We start from the raw sequence: 26,805 nt of genomic DNA on the forward strand, positions 1-26,805 counted from the left end.
GACATGAGCACAACTGAATTGAACGTGCCCGATATCGGCGACGTAGCGGAAGTGGCTGTGATCGAAATCATGGTTGCCGTCGGCGATACCATTCGCAAAGAACAAAGCCTTATCACCGTGGAATCCGACAAAGCTTCCATGGAAATTCCCGCCGACAAGCCGGGAGTGGTGAAGGCCCTGCTGGTCAAGCTGGGTGACAAGGTCACCAAGGGCTCGGCCATACTTCAGCTTGAAGCGTCCGAAGAGGGCGCCGCCGAGGAAGCCAAGCCGGCTGAGTCCAAAGCGGGGTCTGTCGATAAAGCCAGTACAGCAACCACGAACACGCCGGCGCAACCTTCCAATGAGTCTTCCTCCGGCTCATCGGGGAAGTCAGCAACCGGTGGGCAAGCAGGCGCGGCACCCGCGCCTGCCAGCTTTTCGGGTGCGGCAGACGGCGAGTATGACGTTCTGGTACTGGGCGCAGGTCCCGGTGGCTATTCGGCCGCCTTTCGCGCCGCCGACCTGGGACTCAAGGTCGTCCTGGTCGAACGTTACGCCACGCTGGGCGGGGTATGCCTGAACGTGGGGTGCATACCTTCGAAGGCACTGCTCCACACCGCGGCAGTACTCGAAGAAGCCAAGTCTCTATCGTCGCATGGCATCTCGTTTGGCGAGCCCAAGATCGACCTGGACGCTGTACGGGCTTATAAAGATGGCGTTGTATCCAAGCTCACAGGTGGCCTGGCCGGCATGGCGCGCGCGCGAAAGGTAACCGTGGTTACCGGTGTCGGGCAGTTTGTCGACCCTCATCATGTGTCGGTGAATGATGACAAAGGCCAGAGCCAGACAATAAAGTTCGGGTCGGCCATCATTGCTGCGGGAAGCCAGTCCGTCAAGCTGCCGTTCCTGCCCGATGACAGCCGTGTGGTTGACTCCACCGGCGCGCTGCTGCTTTCCAGCATTCCCAAGAAAATGCTGATCGTCGGTGGCGGCATTATCGGCCTGGAAATGGGTACGGTCTATTCCGCGCTGGGTAGCCGGCTGGATGTCGTCGAGATGCAGAGCGGCTTGATGCAGGGCGCCGACCGTGACCTGGTCAAGGTCTGGGACAAGATGAACGCCAAGCGTTTCGACAACATCATGCTGGACACCAAAACGGTGGGCGCCGAGGCCCGCGACGACGGAATCTGGGTTAGCTTCGAAGGCAAGAATGCGCCCAAAGAGGCGCAACGCTACGACCTGGTCCTGCAGGCGGTAGGGCGCGTGCCGAACGGCAAGAAGATTGCCGCCGACAAGGCGGGAGTCTCTGTCACCGAGCGCGGTTTCATCGAGGTCGACAAGCAAATGCGTACCAACGTTGCACATATCTATGCTATCGGCGATATTGTCGGGCAGCCTATGCTGGCGCACAAAGCGGTTCACGAAGGGCATGTCGCGGCGGAAGTCATTGCCGGACAAAAGAGCTTCTTTGACGCCCGTGTAATACCGTCGGTCGCCTACACCGATCCGGAAGTGGCCTGGGTGGGACTTACGGAAGATGAAGCCAAGAGCCAGGACATCGCCGTCGAACGCGGCGTGTTTCCCTGGGCCGCATCGGGGCGCGCCATTGCCAATGGCCGCGACGAAGGTTTCACGAAACTGTTGTTCGACGCGACCACGCACCGGGTGCTGGGCGGTGCCATTGTGGGCACCCATGCCGGCGATCTAATCGGAGAAGTCGCCCTGGCAATTGAAATGGGCGCCGACGCCGTTGATATCGGCAAGACCATCCATCCTCATCCCACGCTTGGCGAATCCATAGGAATGGCAGCCGAGGTGGCAGAGGGCAGTTGCACCGACCTTCCTCCGGCACGGCGCAGCAGGAAGTAAGCCGTCCATCCCGTCTGGCCGCTACAAGCCGTTCATCGCATGCCATCTGGTGCATGGACGGCATGTAGCGACCCGGTACGCCGCTTTATCGCTGTTTGCGAGCGCGCCTGATACGGCACAAATGCTACTATTGGTGCCTGCCGTCAGCACTACTATAAGCATTCATCATGTCTCGTCTCGTACCCAGCGCAACCGCCTCATTGCAGGACTGGTTGGCTTACCTGGAAACTCTCCATCGCCATCCCATCGAACTCGGCCTTGAGCGCATCAGCGCTGTCGCCGCCAAGCTGGAATTGACGTATCCCTACGTCAAGATAACGGTGGGCGGCACTAACGGCAAAGGCTCGACCTGCGCCATGCTCGAAGCCATCCTGCTGGCATCCGGCTACAAAGTAGGCCTTTACACCTCGCCTCATCTGATCGACTTCAACGAGCGCATCCGGGTCAATGGCGAGTTGGCCACCGATCAGCAGATCATCGAGCAATTCCAGCAAATCGAAGCTGGCCGCGGCGATATCACGCTAAGCTATTTCGAATACACCACCCTGGCGGCCTTGATGCTTTTCGACAAGCACGACCTGGATGTTGCCGTGCTTGAGGTCGGCCTTGGGGGCCGCCTGGATGCCATCAATATGGTCGATGCGGACTGCGCCATTATTACCAGTGTCGATCTCGATCACACCGACTACCTGGGTGATACGCGCGAGAAAATCGGCTGGGAGAAAGCACATATATTCAGGCCAGGGCGTCCCGCCATCTGTGCGGACCCCGTCCCGCCCCAATCGCTTATCGACTATGCCGCTGAAATCGGCACCGACCTATGGCTGTTCGGTAAAGACTTCAACTACTCCGGCGACCGCCTGCAATGGGCTTATGGCGGCCGTTCGCAGCGGCGCAGCGGCATGGCATACCCGGCGTTGCGCGGGGCCAATCAGTTATTGAACGCGGCAGCGGCGCTGGCTGCCATAGAGGCCTTGCGTCCCCAGCTCGCGGTACCGCAGCAGGCGGTACGTATCGGATTGGCCCAGGTGTCTTTGCCGGGTCGGCTGCAGATCCTTCCCGGCACCCCGGCCATCGTCCTTGACGTCGCTCACAATCCACACGCGGCGGCTGCGCTGGGCCAGAACCTGGACAGCATGTCCTATTATCCGTCCACACATGCCGTAGTGGGCATGTTGCGCGACAAAGACGTGGCCGGCGTCATCGCCAAGCTCGCCAGCAGAGTCACCCACTGGTATTGTGCAGGGGTTGAAGGTCCGCGCGGCATGTCGGGCGACGACTTGGCAAGCATCGTGCGCGAAGTCATCAGCAGCGCGGCAGGAAAAGAGTCACTCGAAGAAATGAGCCGCGAAGTCATCCGTGATCAAAACTCAGGCAAGACCGACGCCGCGCACAAGCCTGGCGTGCGTCCCGTCGCTGTTGCGCCTTCGGCCGACAGGGAAGTGGTCGTTACAGGCTTTGACACGCCCGTACAGGCGTTTACAGAAGCTCGTAGACAAGCGACCGACAATGATAGAATTCTCGTGTTCGGTTCTTTTTCCACGGTTGGTCCGGTGCTCAGCGAGCTGGGACGAAAAGTCATATAGTTCAACCGGCCGTGTCGCCGGGATTGCTCACCAAAATAGGTTTTTGCTCCATGGGATTGTTCTCTCGTAACGAATCTGCCACAGGCTCCGGGCGGCGTTCCTCTCAATCCAGCGAGGCCCAGGCCAGCGAACTGCGTGCCCGTGCACGACGCAGGCTGGTCGGCGCATTGGCGCTGGTGCTGGCGGCGGTCATCGTTGTGCCCATGCTGTTCGATAGCCCCGTGCCGCCCGAAGAGACAAGCACGCCGGTCGTCATCCCGGCCATTGACCCGCCTCCATCTCCAGACACCTCAGTAGCATTGGCTCCAGAACCGGCCGACCCGTCTTCCGGGGGCAACATACCTTTGCCGGCAGACACACCGCTGGCGGTCGATCCCGAAACCGATGCCGACACTGCACTTTCAGGCCCCACACCGTCGACCGCGCCCGATACAGGTACGACGGGTGGCCGCAATTCGGAACAGGCGCAGGCACCGGTCAGTCCAGAACCCGTGGCAAAACCAAAACCGGCTGAAAAACCCGCTCCAAAACCGGAAGCAAAGCCGGAAACGAAGTCGGCCACCGAGCGCACCGACGACGGATCAGTGGCGATAGCGCTGCTCGAAGGGCGCGCGCCTGCCAAGAAGGCGCCGGCGCCTGCCGCCAAGGGTAATTTCACGCTACAGATCGCTGCCTACGGCAATGACCAGGACGCCCAGACGCGCCGAGACCGATTGGTAGCCTCCGGGGTGACCAATGCCTACGTTGAAAGCGCCGTGTCGGGCGGCAAGAGCACTTATCGATTGCGGGTGGGGCCTTTCCCTACGCGTGACGCTGCACAGGCCGCGCAGGCCCGCTTACGCGCATTGGGTTACGACAACGGATTCATCTCGACTAAGTGACGAGCTTCGACTATATCGTGCTGGCCATCCTCGGCGTGTCGGCACTGCTGGGGCTGATGCGTGGCCTCATCAAAGAAGTGCTTTCCCTTATTGCCTATGTGGTTGCCTTCATGGCCGGCATCTGGTGGGGTCCCACTGTATCCATATGGCTGACCCCTTATATCGATAACGCGCTGTTCCGTACGGGCGTCGCCTACGGAGCCGTGTTCATCATTGTGCTTTTGCTGGTGGGCCTGGTGAACATCACCTTGAGCACGCTGATACAGAAAACCGGGCTTACGCCTGCCGATCATGGCCTGGGAGCCTTGTTCGGACTGCTGCGTGGCTCGCTGGTTGTGCTGGTGCTTGTGGCACTGGCAGGCTACACCGAATTGCCCAATGAACCATGGTGGCAGGATGCCAGGCTGTCGGGCGCAACCGTCTCGGGCGTGCAGCAATTGAAGCTTCTCCTGCCGCCGTCCCTGGCGTCGTGGTTACCGTATTGATCGTATTCACAGGAATATCAAAATGTGTGGAATAGTTGGGGTAGCAGGATCGGGCCCGGTAAATCAGTTGATCTACGACAGCCTGCTGTTGTTGCAGCATCGTGGCCAGGATGCTGCCGGCATTGCCACGTCGCATGACCAGTTCTTCAATATGTACAAGGCACATGGCCTGGTGCGCGACGTCTTTCGCACCCGCAACATGCGGTCATTGCCCGGCAATAGCGGTTTGGGCCAGGTAAGATATCCCACGGCGGGCTCCAGCGACAGCGTCGACGAAGCCCAGCCTTTCTACGTCAATGCGCCTTTCGGCATTACGTTCGTTCACAATGGCAACCTGACAAACTGGCGCGAATTGCGCGAGGCGTTGTTCAGGGTCGACCGGCGTCATATAAACACCAACTCCGACTCCGAAGTGCTGCTGAATGTTTTCGCGCACGAGTTGCAGCTTGCCGCCAACGGTGGCTCGCTGGACGAAGACGCCATCTTTACGGCGGTATCGTCAGTACACCGTCGTGCAAAAGGGGCCTATGCGGTCATTGCGCAGATCGCCAGTTATGGCATGGTGGCGTTTCGCGACCCCTTTGGCATTCGTCCCCTTTGCCTGGGCTCGATTCAGACCGATAGCGGCACCGAGTGGATGGTCGCATCCGAGTCCGTGGCCCTGACCGGCTGTGGATTCACCCTGGTACGCGACATTGCCCCGGGTGAAGCGATATTCATCGACCTGGACGGCAATATGGTCAGCCGCCAATGCGCCGAACACACAGCGCTGACGCCTTGCGTATTCGAGTATGTCTATTTCGCACGCCCTGATTCGCTGATGGACAACGTATCCATCTACGATGCTCGCCTGAACATGGGCGAGTATCTGGGTGATAACGTGGCTAAATCCTTGCGGCTGGGCGAAATCGACGTCGTCATGCCCATACCCGATTCTTCGCGGCCGTCCGCCATGCAGCTGGCTGCGCGGCTTGACCTGAGCTACCGGGAAGGCTTCATCAAGAACCGTTATATCGGCCGGACGTTCATCATGCCGGGACAGGCGGTGCGCAAGAAGTCGGTACGCCAGAAGCTCAGCGCCATCGACATGGAGTTTCGAGGCAAGAACGTGCTGCTGGTCGATGATTCCATCGTTCGCGGAACGACCAGCCGCGAGATTGTCGATATGGCGCGCGCGGCAGGCGCCAACAAGGTGTTTTTTGCATCGGCGGCGCCGGCGGTGCGTTTTCCCAATGTCTATGGCATTGATATGCCCACCCAGACGGAATTGATCGCCACCGGGCGGGATACCGACGAGGTGGCGCGCGAGATAGGCGCGGATGGCCTGGTGTACCAGGAGCTGGCCGATCTCGAGCAATCCATCCGGGATTTGAATCCAGCCATGCGGGAATTCGAATCCTCCTGTTTCAATGGCCGCTACGTTACCGGCGATATCGATGCCGCTTACCTTGATCGCCTGAGTCTTACGCGTGGCATGCGTCCGACTGCGGGCGAAATGGCCACCAGCAACCAGGAGCAATAGGAAGAAGGGCGCTTGCCATTCTTCGAAGGCGCTTCAGTGCAGATGCTGAAGCGCGGGACGGATTGTTCGCTCATATCGAAAGTTGGGTGAACTGGCTTCTTGGCAGTAAGCGCTTGAAGTCACTATCGAAGCGGGCGCGGTGAACGCAGGAACGCACCGATAAGTCCAAGCACGCCCGTCACGACGAACAGGCCAAGCCCCCACAATGCATACTCCAGGCCCAATAAATCCACCCGGGCGTCCATGCAGGAAGCGAAGATGCCGAACATCCAGGGCAGGTTGGCATCCAGCCCGCTACTGACCATGAATCGATCTGCGAAGGTCATGTCGCAGGAAAACATATTCGCGGCAACGGTGTATTGATACCAGGCGGCGACCACGCCGCCCGCGCTCAGCGCAGCGGCCAGAAATGCGGCGATCCGACCTATCGCCGCGCGACGCCGGCCAAGCAGAAGGCCCAGCACACAGACGGCGGCAATCGCCAGGAAGATCAGGCGCTGCAAGACGCACCAGGCGCAAGGCTGCATACCGAAGACGTGCTGTGAAACCAGCGCTATGGCCACCGCCGCCACGCACAGTAAGGCGATGGCGGAAAGCAGCCGGGAAGTAGTCGTACTCATGGAAGGTTCCTGAAGACGGAAGCTTGACGCAGAAGCCCAAGCAATAATTCCTGCATGCCGTCCCACACGATCTGCACGCCTAGGCACAGCAGAATAAATGCAGACAGGCGCATCAACACCGCCGTGCCATTGGGACCCAGCTTGTGCAGGAACTGCGCAGCGAATCGCAGGCAGAAATAAACAACCAGCGATGCGACGCCGATCGCCACCAGAGACCCCGTCAGGTTGGCGGCGGTATCGAATGAGGCCTCGGTATGCAGTGTCGCGCCGACCGTGAGTGCCGCGGACAAGGCGCCCGGTCCGCAGATCATGGGAAAGGTAAGGGGATAGAACGCCTTCGAACGGACCTGGTCCAGGGAATAGGTTTCGGCCATGTTCTGGGCATGTTCCGCGTCGTAGTCGGATGCACTGACCAGGCGCCATGCGGTGGCAACGACCAGCAGGCCGCCGCCTACACGGATGATCGGCAATGATATTCCGAAGAAATCCAGCACGAGGTTGCCCGCAATCATGGCGATCGCCAGCATGATGCAAATGTTGACAGCCACCCGATGTGCCAACTGTTCACGCGTGCCCGCGCTGGCACCTTCAGTGAGCGTCAGGAAGATGGGCGCAACCGCAGGCGGATTGAGTATGGGCAGCATCGTCGCCAGGGCAAAAAGAAAACTGCGCCCGAAGTTTATTACCAGATCATTGAAGGCCATGGTGGTCTCGGAAGAAAGGCACGGTGATCACGAACCCGAGCTGTCAAGGGTGGCCAGTATATCGCGCTCGAACTGAAGCTGTGCCCGAGGGTGGCCGAGCCTGTCGCCTTCGATGATGAAGATGTCCTCGATCCGGTCCCCAAGCGTCAGGATCTTGGCCATTTTCAGATTTATGGCATTGGCGGCGAACACCTGTGCCAGGCTGTATAACAGGCCCGGCCTGTCGGCGGCGGTTACCGAAAGACGCCACGAGGTGCTGTGCTCGTCAGGCTGCAGCTCGACATTGGGAACAATCGGGAAGATACGTGAACGCCGGGAGCCGGGTCGTCTTGTGAGGCTGTTGCCGGCCTGGTGAGAGGAATGCTCGCGGGCCAGTGTGAGATGGGCGTGCAGCTCATGCTCAACCAGCGACGCATTCGAACGGTAGTCTTTGTCGTGGGCCGGCAGCAGCACGATGAAGCTGTCGAGCGCCCAGCCGTGGTGAGTGGTGTGGATACGTGCATCCTGGATGCTCAGGGCTCTATGATCAAAGTACTGGCATATCTTTACGAAAAGATCATCCCTATCGCGCACATAGACCATTACCTGCAGCGCCTCGTTGTGGCCCACGACACGCGCCTTGACGACTGGCTCGGGCGAGTTCACGCGATAATACAGTTGGCGGGTGTGCCACGCGATCTCGCTGGCCTCGTGGCGCAGGAAATAGGCAATATCAAGCTGTGTCCAGAAGGCATCACGGCTTTCATCCCGCAAGCCCATCAGTCTTATCTCGTTGGCGGCGTGGTCTTTACGCTGGGCCTGTACGGTGCGGCTGTCAGTCTGTGCGCCACCCAGCGCCGCCAGCGTCAGGCGATAAAGGTTTTCGAGCAGCTTGCCTTTCCAGGAATTCCACACCTTGGGACTGGTGCCCCGTATATCGGCAACGGTCAAGAGGTAGAGGGCGGTAAGTTGCCTCTCGTTCTTGACGCACTGGGCAAAATCGCGAACCACGTCAGGGTCGCTGAGATCGCGCTTTTGCGCAACCGTCGACATGGTCAAATGCTGGCGCACCAGAAATTCGGCCAGCTCTCGGTCCTCACCGTCGATACCGTGGTCTTCGCAGAAACGCCGGACTTCCATGGCGCCAAGTTCGGAATGGTCCCCGCCGCGGCCCTTTGCGATGTCATGGAAAAGTGCCGCGACGTAAAGCAGCCAATGATGGTCGAAACCGGCAATCAATTGACTGGCCAGCGGGTATTCCTGCGCGTGCTCCGGCATGGTGAAGCGGCGCAAATTGCGCACCACCATCAGGGTGTGCTGGTCCACTGTGTAGGCATGGAACAGATCGTGCTGCATCTGTCCCACAATGCGGCGAAACACAGGAAGGTAGCGGGGCAGTATGTTGAGCATGGTCATGCGGCGCAGGGCATGCACAATGCCGCGCGGCTGTTGCAATATCTGCAGGAATTGGCGACGGTTGACCGGATTGTGACGAAACTGGGCATCAATGCGCCACCTGGCGTGCCACATGGCGCGCAGGACCTGGGCCGACATGCCCAGAAGCTCAGGGCGTTCCTGCATGACCAGGAAGGCTCGAAAGAGCAGGGCGGGGTTGCGGTCAAAGCTGTCCTCGCGCCGTGTTCCCAGGCGTCCCCGTATCATGCAGAAATCATCGTCGATGATGTGCAGCTGATCGTTGGGCGGAGGAAACAACAACTCTTCGATGCTTTGCATCAATATGATGTTCAGCTGGCTGACCACCCTGGCGGCCCAGTAGTAACGCTGCATCAGGATTTCGCTGGGGCGGCGGGCCCTGATGCCTTCGAAGCCGTAGACGGCGGCCAGGCCAGGTTGCAAATCAAACAGCACGCGATCTTCGCGGCGACCGGACAGCAGGTGCAGTTCTATACGTAGACGCTTGAAGGCGACGTCGGCGCGACGCAGCGCGCGAAACTCGGCCGCCGTCAAAAGATCGCTGCGGGATATCTCGAGCCAGGTGCTGCCAAGTCCTGCAGCCTGGGCCACCCATAGCACTACCTGCAGGTCGCGCAGCCCCCCGGGCGCTTCCTTGCAATTGGGTTCAAGGGCGTAGGGGGTATCTTGGTGCCGGGCATGCCGCTGCTGCATTTCGGCGCGTTTTGCCTGGAAGAACACCTGCGCATCCAGCTGTTCGTCCATCACCTCGCGCAGCGTCACAAGCAGTGATTTATCGCCGGCAAGCCAGCGCGCCTCCATAAGTGCCGTTTCCACAGTGATGTCGTTCGCCGCTTCACGCTGGCAATCTTCTATGGTGCGTACGCTATGGCCGGGCTCGATGCCGAGGTCCCACATGGCGGCGATGAGCGCTTCTATCAAGGCGTTCTCGCCATCGGTGGGCGGCTCGCGCAAGAGAACCAGCACATCGACATCGGAGTAAGGATAGAGTTCACCGCGCCCGTAGCCGCCCACGGCCGCCAGCGCGGAGCCGTCCGGAAGAGGGTAGAGCTTTAGAAGCTCGCGCAGTGTCTGGTCCACAACCCGGCGCAAGGCGGTAAGCAGGAGTTCGGGCCGCAGGTGCTCACGAAAGCTGCGGATGACCTCGCTGCGCCTTTCGGCCAGTTGTGTCCGTAACAACGTCACCGTGGGCGCGCGCATCGTGTTCCTGTCGAACGAAATCAGCTTGCCGATACGAAAGGAGGTGGCGCAGGCATGCCTTTGGATACCGTCAATATCTCGTAGCCTGTGTCCGTGACCAGAATGCTGTGTTCCCATTGGGCCGACAGGCTGTGGTCGCGCGTCACGACTGTCCAGCCGTCGGCCAGCGTGCGAATTTCCTTGCGGCCGGAGTTCAGCATGGGCTCAATGGTGAAGATCATGCCGGCCTCCAGGGTGATGCCCGTGCCGGCCTTGCCGTAATGGAGCACCTGGGGATCCTGGTGAAATTTGCGGCCTACGCCATGGCCGCAATATTCACGCACGACCGAAAAGCCATTTTTTTCCGCGTGTTTCTGGATGGCATGACCGACATCGCCCAGCTTTGCGCCGGGACGCACCTGCTCGATACCGAGCCACATGCATTCGTAGGTGGTTTCGGTAAGCCGGCGTGCAAGGATGGAGGGCTCGCCGATGTAGTACATGCGGCTGGTATCGCCGAACCAGCCATCCTTGATGACGGTGACATCGATGTTCATGATGTCGCCGTTCTTCAGGACCTTGTCACCGGGAATACCATGGCAAATCACGTGGTTGACCGACGTGCAGATCGAAGCGGGAAAGGGCGTGTAGCCGGGCGGCGCATAGCCGACCGTGGCCGACTCGACCTTGAGTTCGTTGGTGATGTAATCGATGCAAAGCTTGTCCAGCTCACCGGTGGTGACGCCGGCACGTACGTGCGGCTCAAGGAAGTCCAGGGTGGAGGCGGCGGCTTGGCAAGCGGCGCGCATTTTATCGAGATCTGCAGGGTCTGTAACGAGACTACTCATGGCAACTTGAATTAGGTGGGCTAAAAATAGTAGAATTATGGGCTTTCTTAAATTTCCTTTAAGAAAGAGGCGGGTTTTTTTGGTTCCTGGGCATTATAGACCCTAGGGCTAACGGCCTTGCTTTTGAAGAAAATCGCGTGCCTGGTTAACTCAGGGTGTTCGCTTTTGCAATGCGTATTACGCAAGCATGGCGGATGCAGACCTGGCACAAGACCAAACCCTCGGAGAATATTATGTCGTTAATGCGTGAAATGCTTGAAGCCGGTGTGCACTTTGGCCACCAGACCCGTTACTGGAACCCCAAGATGGCACCGTACATCTTCGGCCATCGCAACAAAATCCACATCGTCAATCTTGAACAGACTGTCGTCAAGTATCAGGAAGCAGCCAAGTTCGTGCGCCAGATCGCAGCCCGTGGCGGCAACGTCCTGTTTGTCGGCACCAAGCGCGCCGCGCGCGAATTCGTAGCCGCCGAAGCAGCCCGTTGCGGCATGCCTTACGTCGACAGCCGTTGGCTGGGTGGCATGATGACCAACTTCAAGACGGTCAAAAGCTCCATCAAGCGCCTGAAAGAAATGGAAGTCCAGATTGCCGACGGCGCCACCGAGCGCATGAGCAAGAAAGAAGCCCTGATGTTCGATCGCGAACTCGAAAAGCTGAACAAGGCCATCGGCGGCATCAAAGACATGAACACCCTGCCCGATGCACTGTTTGTCATCGACGTGGGCTACCATAAGATTGCCATCGCCGAAGCCAAGACTCTGGGTATTCCTGTCGTCGCTGTAGTCGATACCAATCACTCGCCCGACGGCGTGGAATACATCATTCCTGGTAACGACGACTCCGCCAAGGCCATTGCGCTGTACGCCCGTGGCATGGCAGACGCTGTGCTCGAAGGCCGCGAACAGAACCTGAACGGTCTGGTCGAAGAAATTGCCGAAGGCGATGAAGAGTTCGTCGAAGTCGCACAAGAGCGCGAATAAGCGCCACGGCCGTCATCTCGGCCGGGCCTGGGGTTTGCTGCCATAAGGCAGCAAAATCCCTGATCGTATCGTTGTGCACCTGCCCCGGCTATGCCGGGGTGTGTTTTAGTGAACTGGAGAAAAAAGTGGCTCAAATTACCGCATCTATGGTTAAAGAATTGCGCGAGAAAACCGACGCGCCCATGATGGAATGCAAAAAAGCACTGACCGAAGCCGAAGGCGACCTGGCCCGTGCCGAAGAAATTCTCCGCGTGAAATTGGGAAATAAAGCCAGCAAGGCAGCCACTCGCGTAACCGCTGAGGGCCTTATCGGCTTGTACATTACGCCCGACAACAAGCGTGGCACCGTGGTTGAAGTCAATTGCGAAACCGACTTTGTTGCCAAGAACGACGATTTCGTCGGCTTCATCAATCAAGTGGCCGAATTGATCACCGAAAAGAACCCCGCCGACGTGGCCGCTCTTTCCGAATTGCCCATGGGCGAAGCCACCGTCGAAGCCACCCGCTCCGCACTGGTAGGCAAGATCGGCGAGAATATTTCCATTCGCCGTTTCCAGCGTTTTGAAACCAGCGACCAGTTGGCCAGCTATGTGCACGGCGGCAAGATCGGCGTGCTGGTCGAATTCGCCGGCCCCGACGAAACCGGCAAGGACCTTGCCATGCATATTGCTGCGACCAAGCCCCGCGCACTTGATGCCAGCGGCGTATCGCAAGCCGACATCGCGGCCGAGCGTTCCGTTGCCGAGCAAAAAGCCGCCGAATCGGGCAAGCCAGCCGAAATCGTGACCAAGATGGTCGAGGGCTCTGTTCAGAAGTTCCTGAAAGAAGTCACGCTGCTTTCCCAGCCTTTCGTCAAGAACGACAAGCAATCCATCGAACAGATGCTCAAGGAAAAGGGCGCCAAGGTTACTGGTTTCGCTCTGTATGTCGTGGGTGAAGGCATCGAGAAAAAATCGGAAGACTTCGCAGCAGAGGTTGCCGCGGCCGCCGCCGGTACCGCCTGATACTGACTTGTCAGGAAAAAAGCCTGAGTCGTGCTGCCAGGCAGCCGCGACTCAGGCTCGAACATTTGTTGGACTGCCCACCTAGGATCTTACCCATGACCACCAGATCGTATAAGCGCGTTCTTCTCAAACTTTCCGGCGAAGCGCTGATGGGAGAAGACGCGTTTGGGATCAATCGCGCGACTATTTTGCGCATGACCGAAGAGATCGCCGAAGTGGCCGCCATGGGCATCGAGCTTGCCATCGTAATCGGCGGCGGGAATATTTTCCGGGGCATTGCACCGGGCGCCCAGGGCATGGACCGTGCCACGGCCGACTACATGGGCATGATGGCCACCGTCATGAACGCCCTGGCCTTGCAGGATGCACTGAAGCACCGTGGTATCGATACCCGGGTGCAGTCGGCGCTTAATATCGATCAGGTCGTTGAGCCTTACATCCGCCCCAAGGCCTTGCGTTATCTTGAAGAAGGCAAGGTCGTCATTTTCGCCGCAGGCACTGGCAATCCGTTTTTCACCACCGATACGGCGGCTGCATTGCGGGGCGCTGAAATTGGCGCCGAAATTGTCCTGAAAGCCACCAAGGTCGATGGTATATATAGTGCGGACCCCAACAAGGATCCCACCGCTACCCGATACGCGCGTATCAGCTTCGATGAAGCAATCGTGCGGCGTCTTGAGGTCATGGACGCAACGGCGTTTGCCTTGTGCCGCGACCAGAAACTGCCCATCAAGGTGTTTTCCATCAATAAGTCCGGCGCCCTGAAACGCGCGGTGTCGGGTGAAGACGAAGGTACACTGGTACACGTTTGATAAAGGAACAATAATGAGTCTTTCAGAGGTCAGGAAATCGACTGAATCCCGCATGGTCAAGTCGCTTGAAACGCTCAAGGTCGCTCTGTCCAAAATTCGTACGGGGCGTGCTCACGCAGGCATACTTGACCATATCATGGTCGAGTACTACGGATCTCCGGTGCCTATCAGCCAGGTGGCCAATGTCAATCTGGTGGACGCGCGCACCATCAATGTGCAGGTCTGGGAAAAGAACATGGCCGGCCCGGTAGAAAAGGCCATTCGTGATTCCGACCTGGGCTTGAACCCCATTTCCATGGGCGACAGCATACGTGTGCCCATGCCTGCGCTTACCGAAGAGCGGCGCCGCGACCTGGCCAAGGTCGTCCGTACAGAAGGCGAAGATTCCAAGATTGCGGTGCGCAATTTGCGTCGCGATGCCAACGACACGCTCAAGAAGCTCGTCAAGGAAAAGGAAATCTCGGAAGACGACGAGCGTCGCATGCAGGACGAAGTCCAGAAGCTGACCGACAAGCATGTCATCGAGATCGATAAACTCGTTGCACAAAAAGAAGCCGAAATCATGACGGTCTGACCGCCATCGATACGGAACCTCCTACATGCTACCTAGCACGACATTGTCGGTGCCCGAATGTACGGACGTCCCACGCCACATTGCCATAATCATGGATGGCAATGGTCGTTGGGCGACCAAGCGCTTTTTGCCTCGTACGGCCGGCCATGTCCGTGGCGTGCAGGCAGTGCGGCGCGTGGTCGAAGCCTGCGGCAAGAAAGGCGTCGACTACCTAACCCTGTTTGCCTTCAGTTCCGAGAACTGGCGCCGCCCCCAGGACGAAGTCTCCTTGTTGATGCGCCTGTTCATTAAAACCCTGCAAAAGGAAGTCGACAAGCTCGACGACCAGGGGGTGAAGCTGCGCATTGTTGGCGACTTGTCACCATTTGAGCCCCGTCTCCAGGACCTGATCAAGCTCGCCGAGCAGCGGACACAGCACAATACAGGCCTGAATCTCACCATTGCCGCCAACTACGGCGGACGCTGGGATATCCTGCAGGCCATGAAGCGTCTGCTGTCGGCACGGCCGGATCTGGCCGTCGATCCTCAGGCCATCGACGAAACGCTTTTAAGCGGCTACCTCTCCATGGCGTTCGCGCCCGAACCCGATCTCTTCATTCGTACCGGCGGCGAACAGCGCATTTCCAATTTCCTGGTTTGGCAGCTGGCCTATACTGAGCTATATTTTTCCGACGATTTTTGGCCCGACTTTGGCGCCAAGGAACTTGAAGCCGCTTTCCAGTGGTATCGAACCCGGGAACGCCGATTTGGACGCACCAGCGCCCAGATTGCAAAGAAAACCTGAACGCGGGAGCCCCACTATGTTGAAGCAGCGCGTCATAACGGCGATTGTCTTGCTTGCGGTATTGCTGGGGGCCTTGCTTGCTCCCGGTCCCTGGCCCATTGTCCTGCTCTTCACGATTATCGCCGCGTGCGCCCTCTGGGAGTGGCTCAGACTTACCCTGCCTAGCCAGCGCGCACAACTGCCCATCGTGCTGGCGGTGCTTGCAGGCGCGACACTGCTGATCGTGGCGGGGCAGTGGCTCTCGCCCGAGCCTGCGCCTTGGTCTTTGCAAGTGCAGTCCACGGTCAACCTATGGCTCATGCCTGTCGTCGCCGCCATATGGGTGGTTGTGGGCACCAGCATGGTGATCCGGGGGCAGGCCAAAACACGCAGTCATGGCACGTGGCTCAGTCTATTCGGCGTTCTGGCGGTCCTTGCCGTCTGGGCGGCGCTAGTGCAACTCTTCCTTTCACATGGGGCGTGGTTCCTTGTTTCGCTGCTTGCGCTCATCTGGTTCGCCGACATCGCCGCCTACTTTACGGGCAAGAGCCTGGGCAAGCATAAGCTTGCCCCAAAGGTAAGTCCGGGTAAAACATGGGAAGGCGCCGTCGGCGGGGTGGTCGCGGCAACCGTGTGGGTATTGGCAAGCGCTTATTGGCCGGGCAGCTTCGGGGCCGTTTTATCCCAACGCTGGCCCTGGTGGGGCGTGCTGCTGATTGCAATATTTCTGGCGGCGCTGTCCATCGTCGGCGACCTGTTCGAATCCTTGCTGAAGCGGCGCGCCGCCGTGAAGGATTCCAGCCAATTGCTTCCCGGCCATGGCGGGGTATACGATCGCATTGATGCGCTGTTGCCTGTCGCGCCTTTGGCTTTGCTATTGGCGGGAGTGTCGCTTTGATGACGCATCAACAGGTGTGTGTCCTGGGGTCTACGGGTTCAATCGGGGAAAACACCCTGGATGTCATCGCGAGGCACCCCGAAACCATGTCGGTATACGCGCTAAGCGCACATAGCCGGATCGAACGCCTGGCCGCCCAGGCGCTTGCCACGGGCGCCAAGGTAGTCGTGGTGCCGTCAGATTCGGCCCGCAGCCGCTTCTTGCTGGCCTGGACCGGACCCGGCCCTGTGCCGGAATTGCGCGTGGGCAGCCAGGCGCTTGCGGACACGGCGGCCGACCCCATGGTCACCACGGTAATGGCCGCGATCGTCGGCGCGGCTGGGCTTCCTGCGGCGCTTTCAGCAGCGAAGTCTGGCAAGCGAGTTCTGCTGGCGAACAAAGAAGCGCTGGTCGCCGCGGGTGGCCTGTTCATGCAGGCTGTGCGTGAACATGGTGCCGAGCTCCTGCCCATAGACAGTGAACACAACGCAATCTTCCAATGCATGCCGCAGGGAACACGGGCCACTGCGCCGACGACCCCGGCAAAAGGCGTCAGGCGCCTGCTGCTCACCGCGTCGGGTGGGCCGTTTCGTACGACACCTCTGGCCCAACTGGCTGGCGTCACCCCCGACCAAGCCTGTGCGCACCCCAACTGGAGTATGGGCCGCAAGATATCCGTCGACTCCGCGACCATGCTTAACAAGGGACTGGAAGTCATAGAGGCCCACTGGTTGTTTGCCATGCCGGTCAACCAAATCCAGGTCGTCGTGCATCCCCAAAGCATGGTGCACTCGATGGTCGAGTATGAAGACGGTTCCATTCTGGCCCAGCTGGGTCAGCCCGACATGCGTACGCCCATCGCTTATGGCCTGGGATTTCCCGAGCGCATCAATAGCGGCGTAGGCCTGCTGGCCTTGACCTCGTTAGGCCGACTGGACTTCGAAGAGCCCGATCTTGAACGATTTCCATGCTTGCGCTTGTCATTCGATGCCCTCAAGTCCGGCCAGGCGGCATGCGTGGCGCTCAATGCCGCCAATGAAATTGCCGTAGACTGTTTCTTGAAAGAGCAGATTCTCTATACGGAAATCGCCGGTGTCATCGAGGACTGCTTGGCCCGGATGGAAGGCATGTCGCGTCCGGCACTGGACACACTGGATGACGTCCTGGCGCTGGACACCCAGGCCCGTAGCATTGCCGCCGGACTCTGCCTTCTTAAAGGTTAGTAGCGCTGTTTTTCAGGAATTTCATGCTTTTCACCTTGCTTGCCTTTGCCATCGCCCTCGGGGTGCTGATTACCTTCCATGAGCTCGGCCATTATTGGGTGGCACGTCGCTGCGGCGTCCGGATACTGCGCTTCTCGGTCGGTTTTGGCAAAGTACTCATCCGTCGCACCGACCGTCATGGAACTGAATGGGCGGTTTCGGCCATCCCCTTGGGCGGCTATGTCAAGATGCTCGACGACGCGCCGGAGAACAGCACGGCGGAAGAGCAGGGGCGCGCCTTCAACAATAAATCGTTGAGTCAGCGCAGCGCTATCGTACTGGCCGGCCCTGTCGCCAATCTCGTGCTGGCCGCCTTGCTGTATACGGCATTGGGCCTGGCCGGCACCAACGAACCCGCCGCCATTCTGGCTGCGCCGCCACCCAGCACGACGGCCGCACAGGCCGGATTCCAGGCGGGTGACCAGATCACAAGCGTCAATGATGAACCGGTCCAATCCTGGAGCGAAGCCCGCTGGCAGATGCTTGACGCCCTTACCAGCGGCGGCGAGGCCCGGATACAGGTGAACACCGCGACCGGCCGGTCGCATGAGCGGCGCCTAGATCTGCAGCCAGCCGCGATAGAGCCCGAAGGTTCCGACCTGATGGCCGATGCGGGACTGATGCTGGCAGCTCCACGACCACTGATCAATCAGATCACCCCAGGCGGGGCGGGCGAACAAGCGGGCCTGCGCGATGGCGACGTCGTTATTGCCCTGGGATCGCTCAAGGAGCCGTCCGCCAACGCCGTTGTCACGGAGATCCAGAATCACGCCGGCCAGCCTCTGCCGATTACGGTTCTCCGGGACGGGGCTCCGGTGACTCTAACGGTCACGCCACACGCTCAAGCCGGGGACGACGGCGCAACGATAGGCCGTATCGGGGTTCTGCTGGGTGCCGATTTCCCCATGGTGACCGTGCGCTACGGGCTTTTCGACAGCCTGGGCCGCGGGATATCGCGGACCGTGGATACGGCCTGGTTCTCGCTGAAAATGATGGGGCGCATGGTGACCGGCGATGTTTCGCTGCGCAATGTAAGCGGGCCGGTTACTATTGCCGACTACGCAGGCCAGACCGCGCGCATCGGCTTGGCCGCTTACATAGGGTTTCTGGCACTAATCAGTGTTAGTATCGGCGTGTTAAATTTGCTGCCCGTGCCCATGCTGGATGGCGGCCACCTGATGTTCTACATTATAGAAGCTGTCCGTGGCAAGCCGATACCCGACAAATGGCTGGAAAGCAGTCAGCGTATCGGGCTGGCTTTGCTGGCGGGCCTGATGGGCTTGGCGTTTTTCAATGATTTTTCCCGCCTTTTCACATAGAGGCATTGTGCCTTACAATCTTCCACCAATTATTCCCCCAAGGATCCTCCAGGATGTCGTTTAGCCGGAAATTCCCATTTGCCAAGCGCGCCATGCCCGTTTTGCTGGCAGCTATGCTTCTCCCCAGCCTTGCGAGTGCGTTTTCACCATTCGTGGTGCGCGACATCCAGGTCAATGGCATCCAGCGTGTCGATGCGGGTACCGTATTCAGCTATCTGCCGGTCAAGGTGGGAGAGCAGTTCACCGAAGCCCAGGCCAGTGAAGCCATCCAGCGCCTTTACGCCACTGGTTTTTTCAGCGACGTCAAAATCGACACCGTCAACAATGTACTGGTCGTGTCGGTAAAAGAAAGGCCAACCATCGCGTCGGTCACCTTTAACGGCATGCACGAGTTCGACGCCGCCGCCATCACCAAATCGCTGGGGCAAGTCGGTTTCGGCCAAGGCCGCGTGTTTGATCGTTCAATGCTGGAACGCGCTGAATTCGAGCTCAAGCAGCAATATCTGTCCAAAGGCAAGTATGGCGTCGAGATCAATCCCATCATCACGCCGTTACCGCGCAACCGGGTAGGGGTCAGCTTCGACGTGTTCGAAGGCGACCTGGCCAAGATCAAGCAGATCAATATCGTCGGCAACGAGACCTTCTCGGAAGGCACTTTGCTGGGCGAAATGGAACTGACCGATTCCGGCATGATGACGTGGTACACAGGGACGGACAAGTATTCGCGTGAAAAGCTTGAGGGCGATATCGAGCGCATACGTTCTTTCTACCTCGATCGCGGCTACCTGGAATATTCGTCCGAGCCGCCCCAGGTCAGCATTTCGCCCGATCGCCAGGATATCTTCGTTACGCTCACCATCCATGAAGGCCAGCCTTACACGGTGCGCAGCGTGAAACTGGCGGGCGACCTGCTAGGTCTCGACGCCAATATCCAACCGCTCTTGCAGGTGAAAGAGGGCGAAAAATTTTCCGCAACCAAAACCAACGCAACCGTAAAAGCGATTACAGAATATCTCGGCAGCCTTGGGTATGCATTCGCCAATGTGAATCCAAATCCCGTGCTCGATCGCGAAAACCACGAAGCCGATCTCACGTTCTACGTGGATCCCGGCCGCCGTGTTTACGTGCGCAGAATCGAGATCGGCGGGAACACGCGTACCCGGGACGAAGTCATTCGTCGTGAAATGCGCCAGCAGGAAGCGGCCTGGTATGACTCATCCAGCATCAAGTCATCGCGTGACCGTGTCGACCGCCTGGGCTATTTCAACGACGTAAACGTTCGCACCACACCGGTTGCGGGTTCGTCCGACCAGGTCGATGTCAACGTCGATGTCAAGGAAAAGCCGACCGGCCTGATCAACCTGGGCGTGGGCTATGGTTCCACCGACAAGGTCATTCTGTCGGCCGGCATCAGCCAGGATAATATATTCGGCAGCGGCAATACCTTGTCTTTGCAGGTCAATACCAGCAAGACCAACCGCGCGGCGATTATTTCACATACCGATCCATACTGGACGCGCGACGGCATCAGCAAGACCACGTCGCTGTATTATCGGCGCACGACGCCCTATGACAGTAACAACGCCTACGGCGACTACGAAGTCACGGCCATCGGTGGCGGCCTGAACTTTGGCGTACCCATTTCCGAATACGATCGTATCTTCACGGGCGTCAGCTTCGAGCACAACAAGCTGGGCAAGCTTAACGCGCTTTATACACCACAGGCCTACCAAGACTTCGTTGCCGAATATGGTGATTCCACCAACTCGCTCATATTCAATCTGGGCTGGTCCAAAGACACCCGCGATAGCGCCATTGCTCCTACCCGGGGAAGCTATACCCGTCTTTCCGGCGACATATCCACCGGCGATCTACGCTACTACATGCTCAGCGCGCAGCAGCAATACTATCTGCCCCTGGGCAAAGCGTACACCCTGGCTTTCAATGGCCTCGCGGACTATGGTAAATCGTTTGGCGGAAAATCCTTCCCGGTCATAAAGAACATTTATGGCGGCGGTATCGGATCGGTACGAGGCTACGAGGGTGCATCGCTTGGAGGCCGTGACACCCTTACTAACGATTACCTTGGCGGATCCCGCCGTGTCGTGGGTAATATACAGTTGTATCTGCCATTCCCGGGCGCTACGCGTGACCGCACCTTGCGGTGGTTCCTGTTTACCGATGCAGGGCAAGTCACCACCACTGGCGCCAGTTCATGCGCTCACGGTATAGGGAACGGAGCAGAAGATCCATGCGGCTGGAAGTATTCGGCGGGTGTCGGTTTGTCGTGGCAGTCGCCACTGGGCCCACTGCAGTTGTCTTACGGACGTGCGCTCAATGCCAAGCCGGGCGACGACAAGCAGGCCTTCCAGTTCCAGATCGGCACAGGTTTCTGATTCCCGCCATTTAATGGCACAATAGCTTTTTTATCTCTGCTACATTGCAAGGTAGATTTTTCATGAAGTCTCAATTAGCTTTAAACGTTTCTGCTTTGACCCGTACTATCGGCCGCGGCAATCGTGCCCTGGTCCTGGCTGTTGCCCTGGGCGCAAGCGCCATGGCGGCCGCGCCTGTTTATGCCCAGTCGACCAAAATCGGCTTCGTTAGCACAGAACGCATCCTGCGAGACTCCAAGCCAGCCAAGGCGGCACAATCCAAGATCGAGGCCGAATTCAAGCGCCGCGATGACGAATTGCAGAAAATGGCCAATAGCCTGCGCTCACAAGCGCAGAAGTTCGACAAAGATGCACCGGTTCTGTCCGAATCGGAACGCGTCAAGCGCCAGCGCCAGTTGGCCGACCTCGATTCCGACCTGCAACGCAAGCGCCGTGAATTCCAGGAAGACTTCAATCGTCGCCGCAACGAAGAATTCTCCAGCATTGTCGAGAAAGCCGATGCCGCCATCAAGAAGATTGCGGAACAACAAGGCTACGACCTGATTGTTCAGGATGCAGTTACGGTAAGCCCCAAAGTAGACATCACTGACCAGGTCATGAAAGCACTGGGCGGCTAACGTCAATGCCGGTATTGCTAGCTCCTGATCAGGCGCCCACACTTCACGAACTCCTGGCCGAAGCAAACACCGTCGGCCTGGACTGCAAACCGGTCGATACCCGCAACGAATCCGTGCCGCGTATCCAGGGGCTGGGTTCGTTGACGTCCGCAGGAAGCACGGAAATCAGCTTCCTGTCCAATCCCAAGTTGCGAAATCAGCTGGACGGTTGCGCCGCGGCAGCCGTCATCATGACCGACGCCGACTACCAGTCGCTGGAAGCTCGTGATCACTCCTACTGCATCGTGCTTTGCAGCCAGCCCTACCTGATGTACGCCTTGTTGGCGCAGTGGTTCGACCAACGCCGGGTCAGCCGCCTGGAAACAGGCATACACCCGACCGCCATCATCGCGCCCACCGCGCATGTGGCCGACGGCGTCAGTATCGGCCCGTACTGTGTCATCGAAGAGGGCGTACGTATCGGGCAGGGCTCACGCTTGGGCGCCCACTGTGTGATCGGCACGAACGTGGTGCTGGGCAACGACTGTCTGCTGCACGCGCGCGTAACGCTCTACCATAATGTCACCGTCGGCGATCGCGCCATTCTTCATTCAGGCTCGGTGTTCGGTGCCGATGGTTTTGGGTTTGCACCCGACCCGCATAATGCCGCGGGGGCCTGGGCCAAGATTGCCCAGATCGGCGGCGTGATCCTTGGCAATGACGTCGAGATCGGCGCCAACACCACGGTCGATCGCGGCGCGCTCGAGAATACAGTCGTCGGCAATGGGGTCAAGCTCGACAATCAGATAATGATCGGACACAACGTCAAGATCGGCGACCATACCGCCATGGCCGCTTGTGTCGGTGTCGCTGGCTCGACCATCATAGGACAGCGCTGCACCATAGCCGGTGCGGCCATGCTGTCGGGGCACCTTGTGCTGGGCGACGATGTCCATGTATCGGGCGGCACCGCCGTCACCTCCAATATCAGTACCCCCGGCCGTTACACCGGGGTGTATCCGTTTGCCGAACACAGCCAGTGGCAGCGCAATGCCGCGGTCTTGTCCCAACTGGCACAGTTGCGCCGTCGCCTGCGGGCAGTGGAAAAAACGCACAGTAATCAATAAATCGTATCGTACGATTCAAGCACGCAGGATATAAACAAAGATGGAACTCGACATCAAACAAATCATGGAACGGCTGCCACATCGTTTTCCGATGCTGTTGGTTGACCGTGTCATTGAAATGGTACCGGGCAAGAGCATCGTGGCCATCAAGAATGTGACGATGAACGAGCCTTTTTTCACCGGCCACTTCCCGCACCATCCGGTTATGCCGGGGGTATTGATCATCGAAGCGCTTGCCCAGGCAGCTGCCTTGTTTTCATTCGAGGACAACGATGTCAAGCCAGCCGACAAGAAGATGGCCTATTATCTTGTAGGGGTGGATGGCGCTCGGTTCAGGCGTCCCGTCGTCCCCGGCGACCAGCTGCGCCTTGAAGCGACCGCCGACAAAATCAGCCGGTCCATATGCCGATACAACGCCAAGGCGACCGTCGATGGCCACCTTGTCGCTGAAGCCAAGATCATGTGTGCGATTCGCGTCCTGGAAGATTAGCAATGTCCAGTCTGATACACCCCACAGCAGTAATCGCTGACGGAGCAGTCATTGCCGACAATGTCAGCATAGGTCCTTTCTGCGTCATCGGCGAGCACGTGTCGATAGGCGAGGGTACTGTAGTAGGCCCGCACTGCATGATAGACGGCCACACCACCATAGGCGCCAATAACAATTTCTATCGGTTCTGCTCGGTGGGCGGAATGCCCCAAGACAAAAAATACCGTGGCGAGCCCACCCGCCTCGAAATCGGAGACGGTAATACCGTTCGCGAGTACGTCACCATCAATACCGGTACAGCCCAGGATGTCGGCGTTACGCGTATTCTGGACGATAACTGGATCATGGCTTATGCGCATATCGCCCACGATTGCCAGATAGCCAGCCATACCGTCATTGCCAATGGCGTGCAGCTTGGCGGGCACGTGCATATCGGTAACTGGGCGATTCTTGGAGGCCTTTGCGCCGTCCATCAGTTTGTCCGTATCGGCGACCACACCATGATAGGCGGCACCAGCACCATGCGCCAGGACACCCCGCCTTACCTGATCGGCGCGGGCGATCCGTTTCGCCCTGTAGGTATCAATTCCGAAGGGCTTAACCGGCGCGGCTACGCTCCCGAGGCCATTGCCGCGCTGAAAGAGGCCTACAAATTGCTTTATCGCCGCAATCTGAAGCTTGAAGAAGCGTGCGAAAAAATGCGTGCCTTGCAACAGGAACGGCCCTTGGCCCATGATGCATTGCAGGTAATGATCGACTTCCTGGCCGCATCGACTCGCGGTATTGCACGTTCATGACCTTACGCATCGGCATGGTCGCGGGAGAGCCTTCGGGCGACCTCCTCGCTGCCAGGGCGATACGGGGTGTCATGCAGCATGCGCCCGACTCCCGGTGCGAAGGAATAGGCGGTCCCGCCATGCGCAAGCAAGGCTTCAACGCTTTGCACCCCATGGACACTTTGTCGGTCTTTGGTTATGTGGATGCGCTCAAACGATTGCCCAGCCTGCTTTCCACCTATTCGAATGTGAAGAAACACTGGCTGTCTCAACGGCCGGATGTGTTTGTTGGCATTGACGCCCCTGACTTCAATTTGCGCCTTGAGCTTCAACTGAGGCAGGCTGGAATACCGACCGTTCATTTCGTCGGACCATCCATCTGGGCGTGGCGCTACGAGCGTATCCATAAGATACGGGAAGCGGTGTCGCACATGCTTGTGTTGTTTCCGTTCGAAGAGGAAATCTACCAGAAAGAGAACATACCGGTCACCTACGTCGGTCACCCCTTGGCCGAGCTTATCCCCATGGAGCCCAACCGTGACGCGGCGCGCCGCTACTTGAAGGTCGATACCGGCGCACGGGTTCTCGCTTTAATGCCGGGGAGCCGGGCTTCCGAGATCAAGCTGCTTGGGCCTCGCTTCTTACAGGCGGTGCAATTGCTGGCACGGCAAGATCCGACCTTGCAGGTGCTGGTGCCCATGGTGAATGGTCATCGACGGCGCGAATTCGAGGCCTTGTTGCGCGAGTATCCCGTGCCGAATTGCCGTATTATTGAACAAGCTACGGCTGCCACGCCAGCGCTGGCTGCGGTTTTCGGCACACTTGATAGCGACGCCTATTTCGACGGACGCCCGGCGGCATGGAATGTCATGCAGGCGGCCGATGCCGTTCTGGTGGCCAGCGGCACGGCGACGCTCGAAGCGGCCCTGTTCAAGCGACCCCTGGTGATCTCCTATGTGCTTTCGCCCATGATGAAACGCCTTATGTCCTGGAAATCGGGGCAGGCCAGGCCTTATGTGCCTTGGGTGGGTCTGCCCAATGTGCTGGCCCGCGATTTCGTTGTTCCCGAGTTGCTGCAGGAAGACGCTACACCACAGGCGCTGGCCGAAGCCACCTGGAAAGCGCTTAGCGATACACCGTATGCACAGCAGGTCGTGCAACGATTCCATGCTATCCACGAGTCCTTGTGGCGCGACACCCCCACATTGGCTGCCAAGGTCATACTCGAGCAGGCACGCCATGCGTCAAACTGATCTTTTCGGTGGCACTATGCCGGCGGCGATGCGCGTGGCAGGAATCGACGAAGCAGGCCGAGGCCCTTTGGCAGGCCCGGTCTATGCGGCAGCGGTCATACTGGACCCCGCCAGGCCCATCGCGGGCCTGGATGATTCGAAGAAACTGACGGCACAGCGGCGCGAAGAACTGGCTTTGGAGATACGCAGCAACGCGCTGGCATGGTGCATAGCCAGCGCGACAGTGGAAGAGATAGACAGTCTCAATATTCTCCAGGCCACCATGCTGGCAATGCGGCGTGCCTGCGAAGGCTTGGTCATCCAGCCCGATATGGCGCTGATCGACGGCAACTGCCTTCCGCGCGGGCTGGTTTGCCTGGCTGAAGCGGTTGTGAAGGGCGATGCGACCGTGGCGTCGATTTCGGCGGCATCGATACTCGCCAAGACGGCGCGCGACGCCGACTGCCTGACGCTGCATGCCGCCTATCCGGACTATGCCTTCGACCAGCACAAAGGCTATGGCACGGCCTTGCATCTTGTTCGCCTGGAAAGCCATGGTCCGTGCCCCGCGCACCGACGCAGTTTCTCTCCGGTCAGACGCCTGTTGCCCGACTATTGCGGCTCGATATGAAGCACATCAGTTCGCGCGACAATCCCGCCTACAAGCGCGTGTTGCGCCTGGCCTCCGGCAAGCGTGCTGAAACGGACGACGGGGGGCCACCCGGCCATCATGTCGTGCTCGAAGGCATTCATCTATGCCAGTCCTGGCTGCAGCACGCAGGCAGCCCGCAGCTGGCCCTATTCGACAGCGACCGCCTGCAGGACAGCGACGAGGTGGCCAAACTGGCGCTGGCGGTCGATACACGGCTAAGCCTATCCTGCGAGCCCCGGCTCATGAAATCCCTGTCTCAGGTCGAACACGGGCAGGGCGTCTGCTTTGTCGTGACAGTACCTGCACAGAGCCTGCCACCACGCATAGACCATAACTGCATCTGGCTGGACCGCATCCAGGACCCAGGAAATGTCGGAACACTGCTGCGTACCGCGGCGGCAGCCGGCATACCCAACGCCTATCTTTCGCAAGGCTGCGCATCGGCATGGTCGCCCAAAGTACTGCGCAGCGGCCAGGGCGCGCATTTTGTAATGTCCATCTACGAACACGTCGATCTGCAACAGGCTCACGAACGCCTTGCCATCCCACTGATCGCCACAGCCCTCGAAAACGCGACTTCCCTTTACAAAACTCCCTTGCCCCCCGCCGCCGCCTGGCTTCTCGGCAACGAAGGGCAGGGCATCGATCCCGCCTTGCTCGCCCTGGCCGACAAACGCATCTTCATCCCCCAAGCCGAAAACGTAGAGTCCCTGAACGTAGCCGTAGCGGCAGGCATCTGCCTATTCGAACACCGCCGCCAACACACCCTGTAACTACACCCCGCATTCGCACCCGCATTCGCACCCGCATTCGCACCTTCAAATCCGTGGCGCGAAAGTCAAGCACTGCAATGTCT

25 protein-coding genes are annotated in these 26,805 nt (G+C 58.9%); 21 read left to right on the top strand and 4 right to left on the bottom strand.

The genetic code is table 11. The annotated features are described in order from the left end of the window. Positions 1-3: 3 nt before the first annotated feature. From lpdA to purF, 5 genes are all read left to right on the top strand, one after another. Positions 4-1,848 carry a dihydrolipoyl dehydrogenase gene (lpdA, locus tag CR159_RS05355; RefSeq protein ID WP_102072968.1) on the top strand — a complete coding sequence of 615 codons (1,845 nt, stop codon included), beginning with the start codon at positions 4-6 and terminating at the stop codon, positions 1,846-1,848. A 167-nt stretch (positions 1,849-2,015) separates the two neighbouring features. Further along, positions 2,016-3,434, top strand: a complete 1,419-nt coding sequence (gene folC, locus CR159_RS05360; RefSeq protein ID WP_102072969.1) for a bifunctional tetrahydrofolate synthase/dihydrofolate synthase — start codon at positions 2,016-2,018, stop codon at positions 3,432-3,434. A gap of 50 nt (positions 3,435-3,484) precedes the next feature. Then, positions 3,485-4,315 (top strand): SPOR domain-containing protein, encoded by an 831-nt coding sequence (locus CR159_RS05365; RefSeq protein ID WP_102072970.1) that lies wholly within the window; start codon positions 3,485-3,487, stop codon positions 4,313-4,315. Further along, positions 4,312-4,800, top strand: a complete 489-nt coding sequence (locus CR159_RS05370; RefSeq protein WP_102072971.1) for a CvpA family protein — start codon at positions 4,312-4,314, stop codon at positions 4,798-4,800. Before CR159_RS05365 ends, CR159_RS05370 begins: the two co-directional genes overlap by 4 nt. Before the next feature lie 22 nt (positions 4,801-4,822). Beyond that, a complete protein-coding gene (gene purF / locus CR159_RS05375; protein WP_102072972.1) occupies positions 4,823-6,322 on the top strand; it encodes an amidophosphoribosyltransferase in 1,500 nt (499 codons plus the stop codon). Between the two features lie 122 nt (positions 6,323-6,444). Here the strand turns inward: purF and CR159_RS05380 are convergent, their stop codons facing one another. The 4 genes from CR159_RS05380 to map are packed head-to-tail and all read right to left on the bottom strand — an operon-like array spanning position 6,445 to position 11,086. Then, positions 6,445-6,942, bottom strand: coding sequence for a disulfide bond formation protein B (locus CR159_RS05380; protein WP_102072973.1), 498 nt, complete (start codon positions 6,940-6,942; stop codon positions 6,445-6,447). Continuing rightward, positions 6,939-7,646, bottom strand: coding sequence for a MarC family protein (locus CR159_RS05385; protein ID WP_102072974.1), 708 nt, complete (start codon positions 7,644-7,646; stop codon positions 6,939-6,941). Before CR159_RS05385 ends, CR159_RS05380 begins: the two co-directional genes overlap by 4 nt. Positions 7,647-7,673: 27 nt before the next feature. Further along, complete coding sequence (locus tag CR159_RS05390; protein WP_102072975.1) at positions 7,674-10,259, bottom strand: [protein-PII] uridylyltransferase; 2,586 nt, start codon at positions 10,257-10,259, stop codon at positions 7,674-7,676. Positions 10,260-10,279: 20 nt separating this feature from the next. Next, complete coding sequence (gene map, locus CR159_RS05395; RefSeq protein ID WP_102072976.1) at positions 10,280-11,086, bottom strand: type I methionyl aminopeptidase; 807 nt, start codon at positions 11,084-11,086, stop codon at positions 10,280-10,282. Positions 11,087-11,319: 233 nt separating this feature from the next. Between map and rpsB the strand changes: the two genes are divergently transcribed. From rpsB to CR159_RS05475, 16 genes are all read left to right on the top strand, one after another. Beyond that, positions 11,320-12,069 (top strand): 30S ribosomal protein S2, encoded by a 750-nt coding sequence (gene rpsB / locus CR159_RS05400; RefSeq protein ID WP_102072977.1) that lies wholly within the window; start codon positions 11,320-11,322, stop codon positions 12,067-12,069. 125 nt (positions 12,070-12,194) lie between these two features. Then, the gene (gene tsf / locus CR159_RS05405; RefSeq protein ID WP_102072978.1) at positions 12,195-13,073 is read left to right on the top strand and encodes a translation elongation factor Ts; all 879 of its coding nucleotides are present in this window, start codon (positions 12,195-12,197) and stop codon (positions 13,071-13,073) included. 95 nt (positions 13,074-13,168) lie between these two features. Next, a complete protein-coding gene (pyrH, locus tag CR159_RS05410) occupies positions 13,169-13,885 on the top strand; it encodes a UMP kinase (protein WP_102072979.1) in 717 nt (238 codons plus the stop codon). Positions 13,886-13,898: 13 nt separating this feature from the next. Then, complete coding sequence (frr, locus tag CR159_RS05415) at positions 13,899-14,459, top strand: ribosome recycling factor (protein ID WP_102072980.1); 561 nt, start codon at positions 13,899-13,901, stop codon at positions 14,457-14,459. A 25-nt stretch (positions 14,460-14,484) separates the two neighbouring features. Further along, positions 14,485-15,243: a polyprenyl diphosphate synthase gene (gene uppS / locus CR159_RS05420; protein WP_102072981.1), complete on the top strand. Its 759-nt coding sequence runs from the start codon at positions 14,485-14,487 to the stop codon at positions 15,241-15,243. Between the two features lie 16 nt (positions 15,244-15,259). Next, positions 15,260-16,120, top strand: coding sequence for a phosphatidate cytidylyltransferase (locus CR159_RS05425; RefSeq protein ID WP_102072982.1), 861 nt, complete (start codon positions 15,260-15,262; stop codon positions 16,118-16,120). Then, the gene (gene dxr / locus CR159_RS05430; RefSeq protein WP_439650489.1) at positions 16,120-17,322 is read left to right on the top strand and encodes a 1-deoxy-D-xylulose-5-phosphate reductoisomerase; all 1,203 of its coding nucleotides are present in this window, start codon (positions 16,120-16,122) and stop codon (positions 17,320-17,322) included. Before CR159_RS05425 ends, dxr begins: the two co-directional genes overlap by 1 nt. A gap of 23 nt (positions 17,323-17,345) precedes the next feature. Further along, a complete protein-coding gene (gene rseP / locus CR159_RS05435; protein ID WP_102072984.1) occupies positions 17,346-18,680 on the top strand; it encodes an RIP metalloprotease RseP in 1,335 nt (444 codons plus the stop codon). 53 nt (positions 18,681-18,733) lie between these two features. Beyond that, a complete protein-coding gene (gene bamA / locus CR159_RS05440; RefSeq protein WP_102072985.1) occupies positions 18,734-21,076 on the top strand; it encodes an outer membrane protein assembly factor BamA in 2,343 nt (780 codons plus the stop codon). A 62-nt stretch (positions 21,077-21,138) separates the two neighbouring features. Continuing rightward, positions 21,139-21,693 (top strand): OmpH/Skp family outer membrane protein, encoded by a 555-nt coding sequence (locus CR159_RS05445; RefSeq protein ID WP_102072986.1) that lies wholly within the window; start codon positions 21,139-21,141, stop codon positions 21,691-21,693. A gap of 5 nt (positions 21,694-21,698) precedes the next feature. Next, positions 21,699-22,799 carry a UDP-3-O-(3-hydroxymyristoyl)glucosamine N-acyltransferase gene (gene lpxD / locus CR159_RS05450; protein WP_102072987.1) on the top strand — a complete coding sequence of 367 codons (1,101 nt, stop codon included), beginning with the start codon at positions 21,699-21,701 and terminating at the stop codon, positions 22,797-22,799. 40 nt (positions 22,800-22,839) lie between these two features. After that, complete coding sequence (gene fabZ, locus CR159_RS05455) at positions 22,840-23,289, top strand: 3-hydroxyacyl-ACP dehydratase FabZ (protein WP_102072988.1); 450 nt, start codon at positions 22,840-22,842, stop codon at positions 23,287-23,289. A 2-nt stretch (positions 23,290-23,291) separates the two neighbouring features. Further along, positions 23,292-24,086 carry an acyl-ACP--UDP-N-acetylglucosamine O-acyltransferase gene (gene lpxA, locus CR159_RS05460; RefSeq protein ID WP_102072989.1) on the top strand — a complete coding sequence of 265 codons (795 nt, stop codon included), beginning with the start codon at positions 23,292-23,294 and terminating at the stop codon, positions 24,084-24,086. Next, the gene (gene lpxB, locus CR159_RS05465) at positions 24,083-25,318 is read left to right on the top strand and encodes a lipid-A-disaccharide synthase (protein ID WP_102072990.1); all 1,236 of its coding nucleotides are present in this window, start codon (positions 24,083-24,085) and stop codon (positions 25,316-25,318) included. Before lpxA ends, lpxB begins: the two co-directional genes overlap by 4 nt. Further along, positions 25,305-25,928 (top strand): ribonuclease HII, encoded by a 624-nt coding sequence (gene rnhB, locus CR159_RS05470; RefSeq protein WP_102072991.1) that lies wholly within the window; start codon positions 25,305-25,307, stop codon positions 25,926-25,928. The genes lpxB and rnhB overlap by 14 nt, the downstream gene beginning before the upstream one ends. After that, entirely contained in the window at positions 25,925-26,722 is a 798-nt protein-coding gene (locus CR159_RS05475; protein ID WP_102072992.1) for a TrmH family RNA methyltransferase, read from the top strand. Before rnhB ends, CR159_RS05475 begins: the two co-directional genes overlap by 4 nt. Positions 26,723-26,805: the final 83 nt, after the last annotated feature.

Source organism: Pollutimonas subterranea (assembly GCF_002849655.1).
GTDB lineage: Bacteria > Pseudomonadota > Gammaproteobacteria > Burkholderiales > Burkholderiaceae_B > Pollutimonas > Pollutimonas subterranea.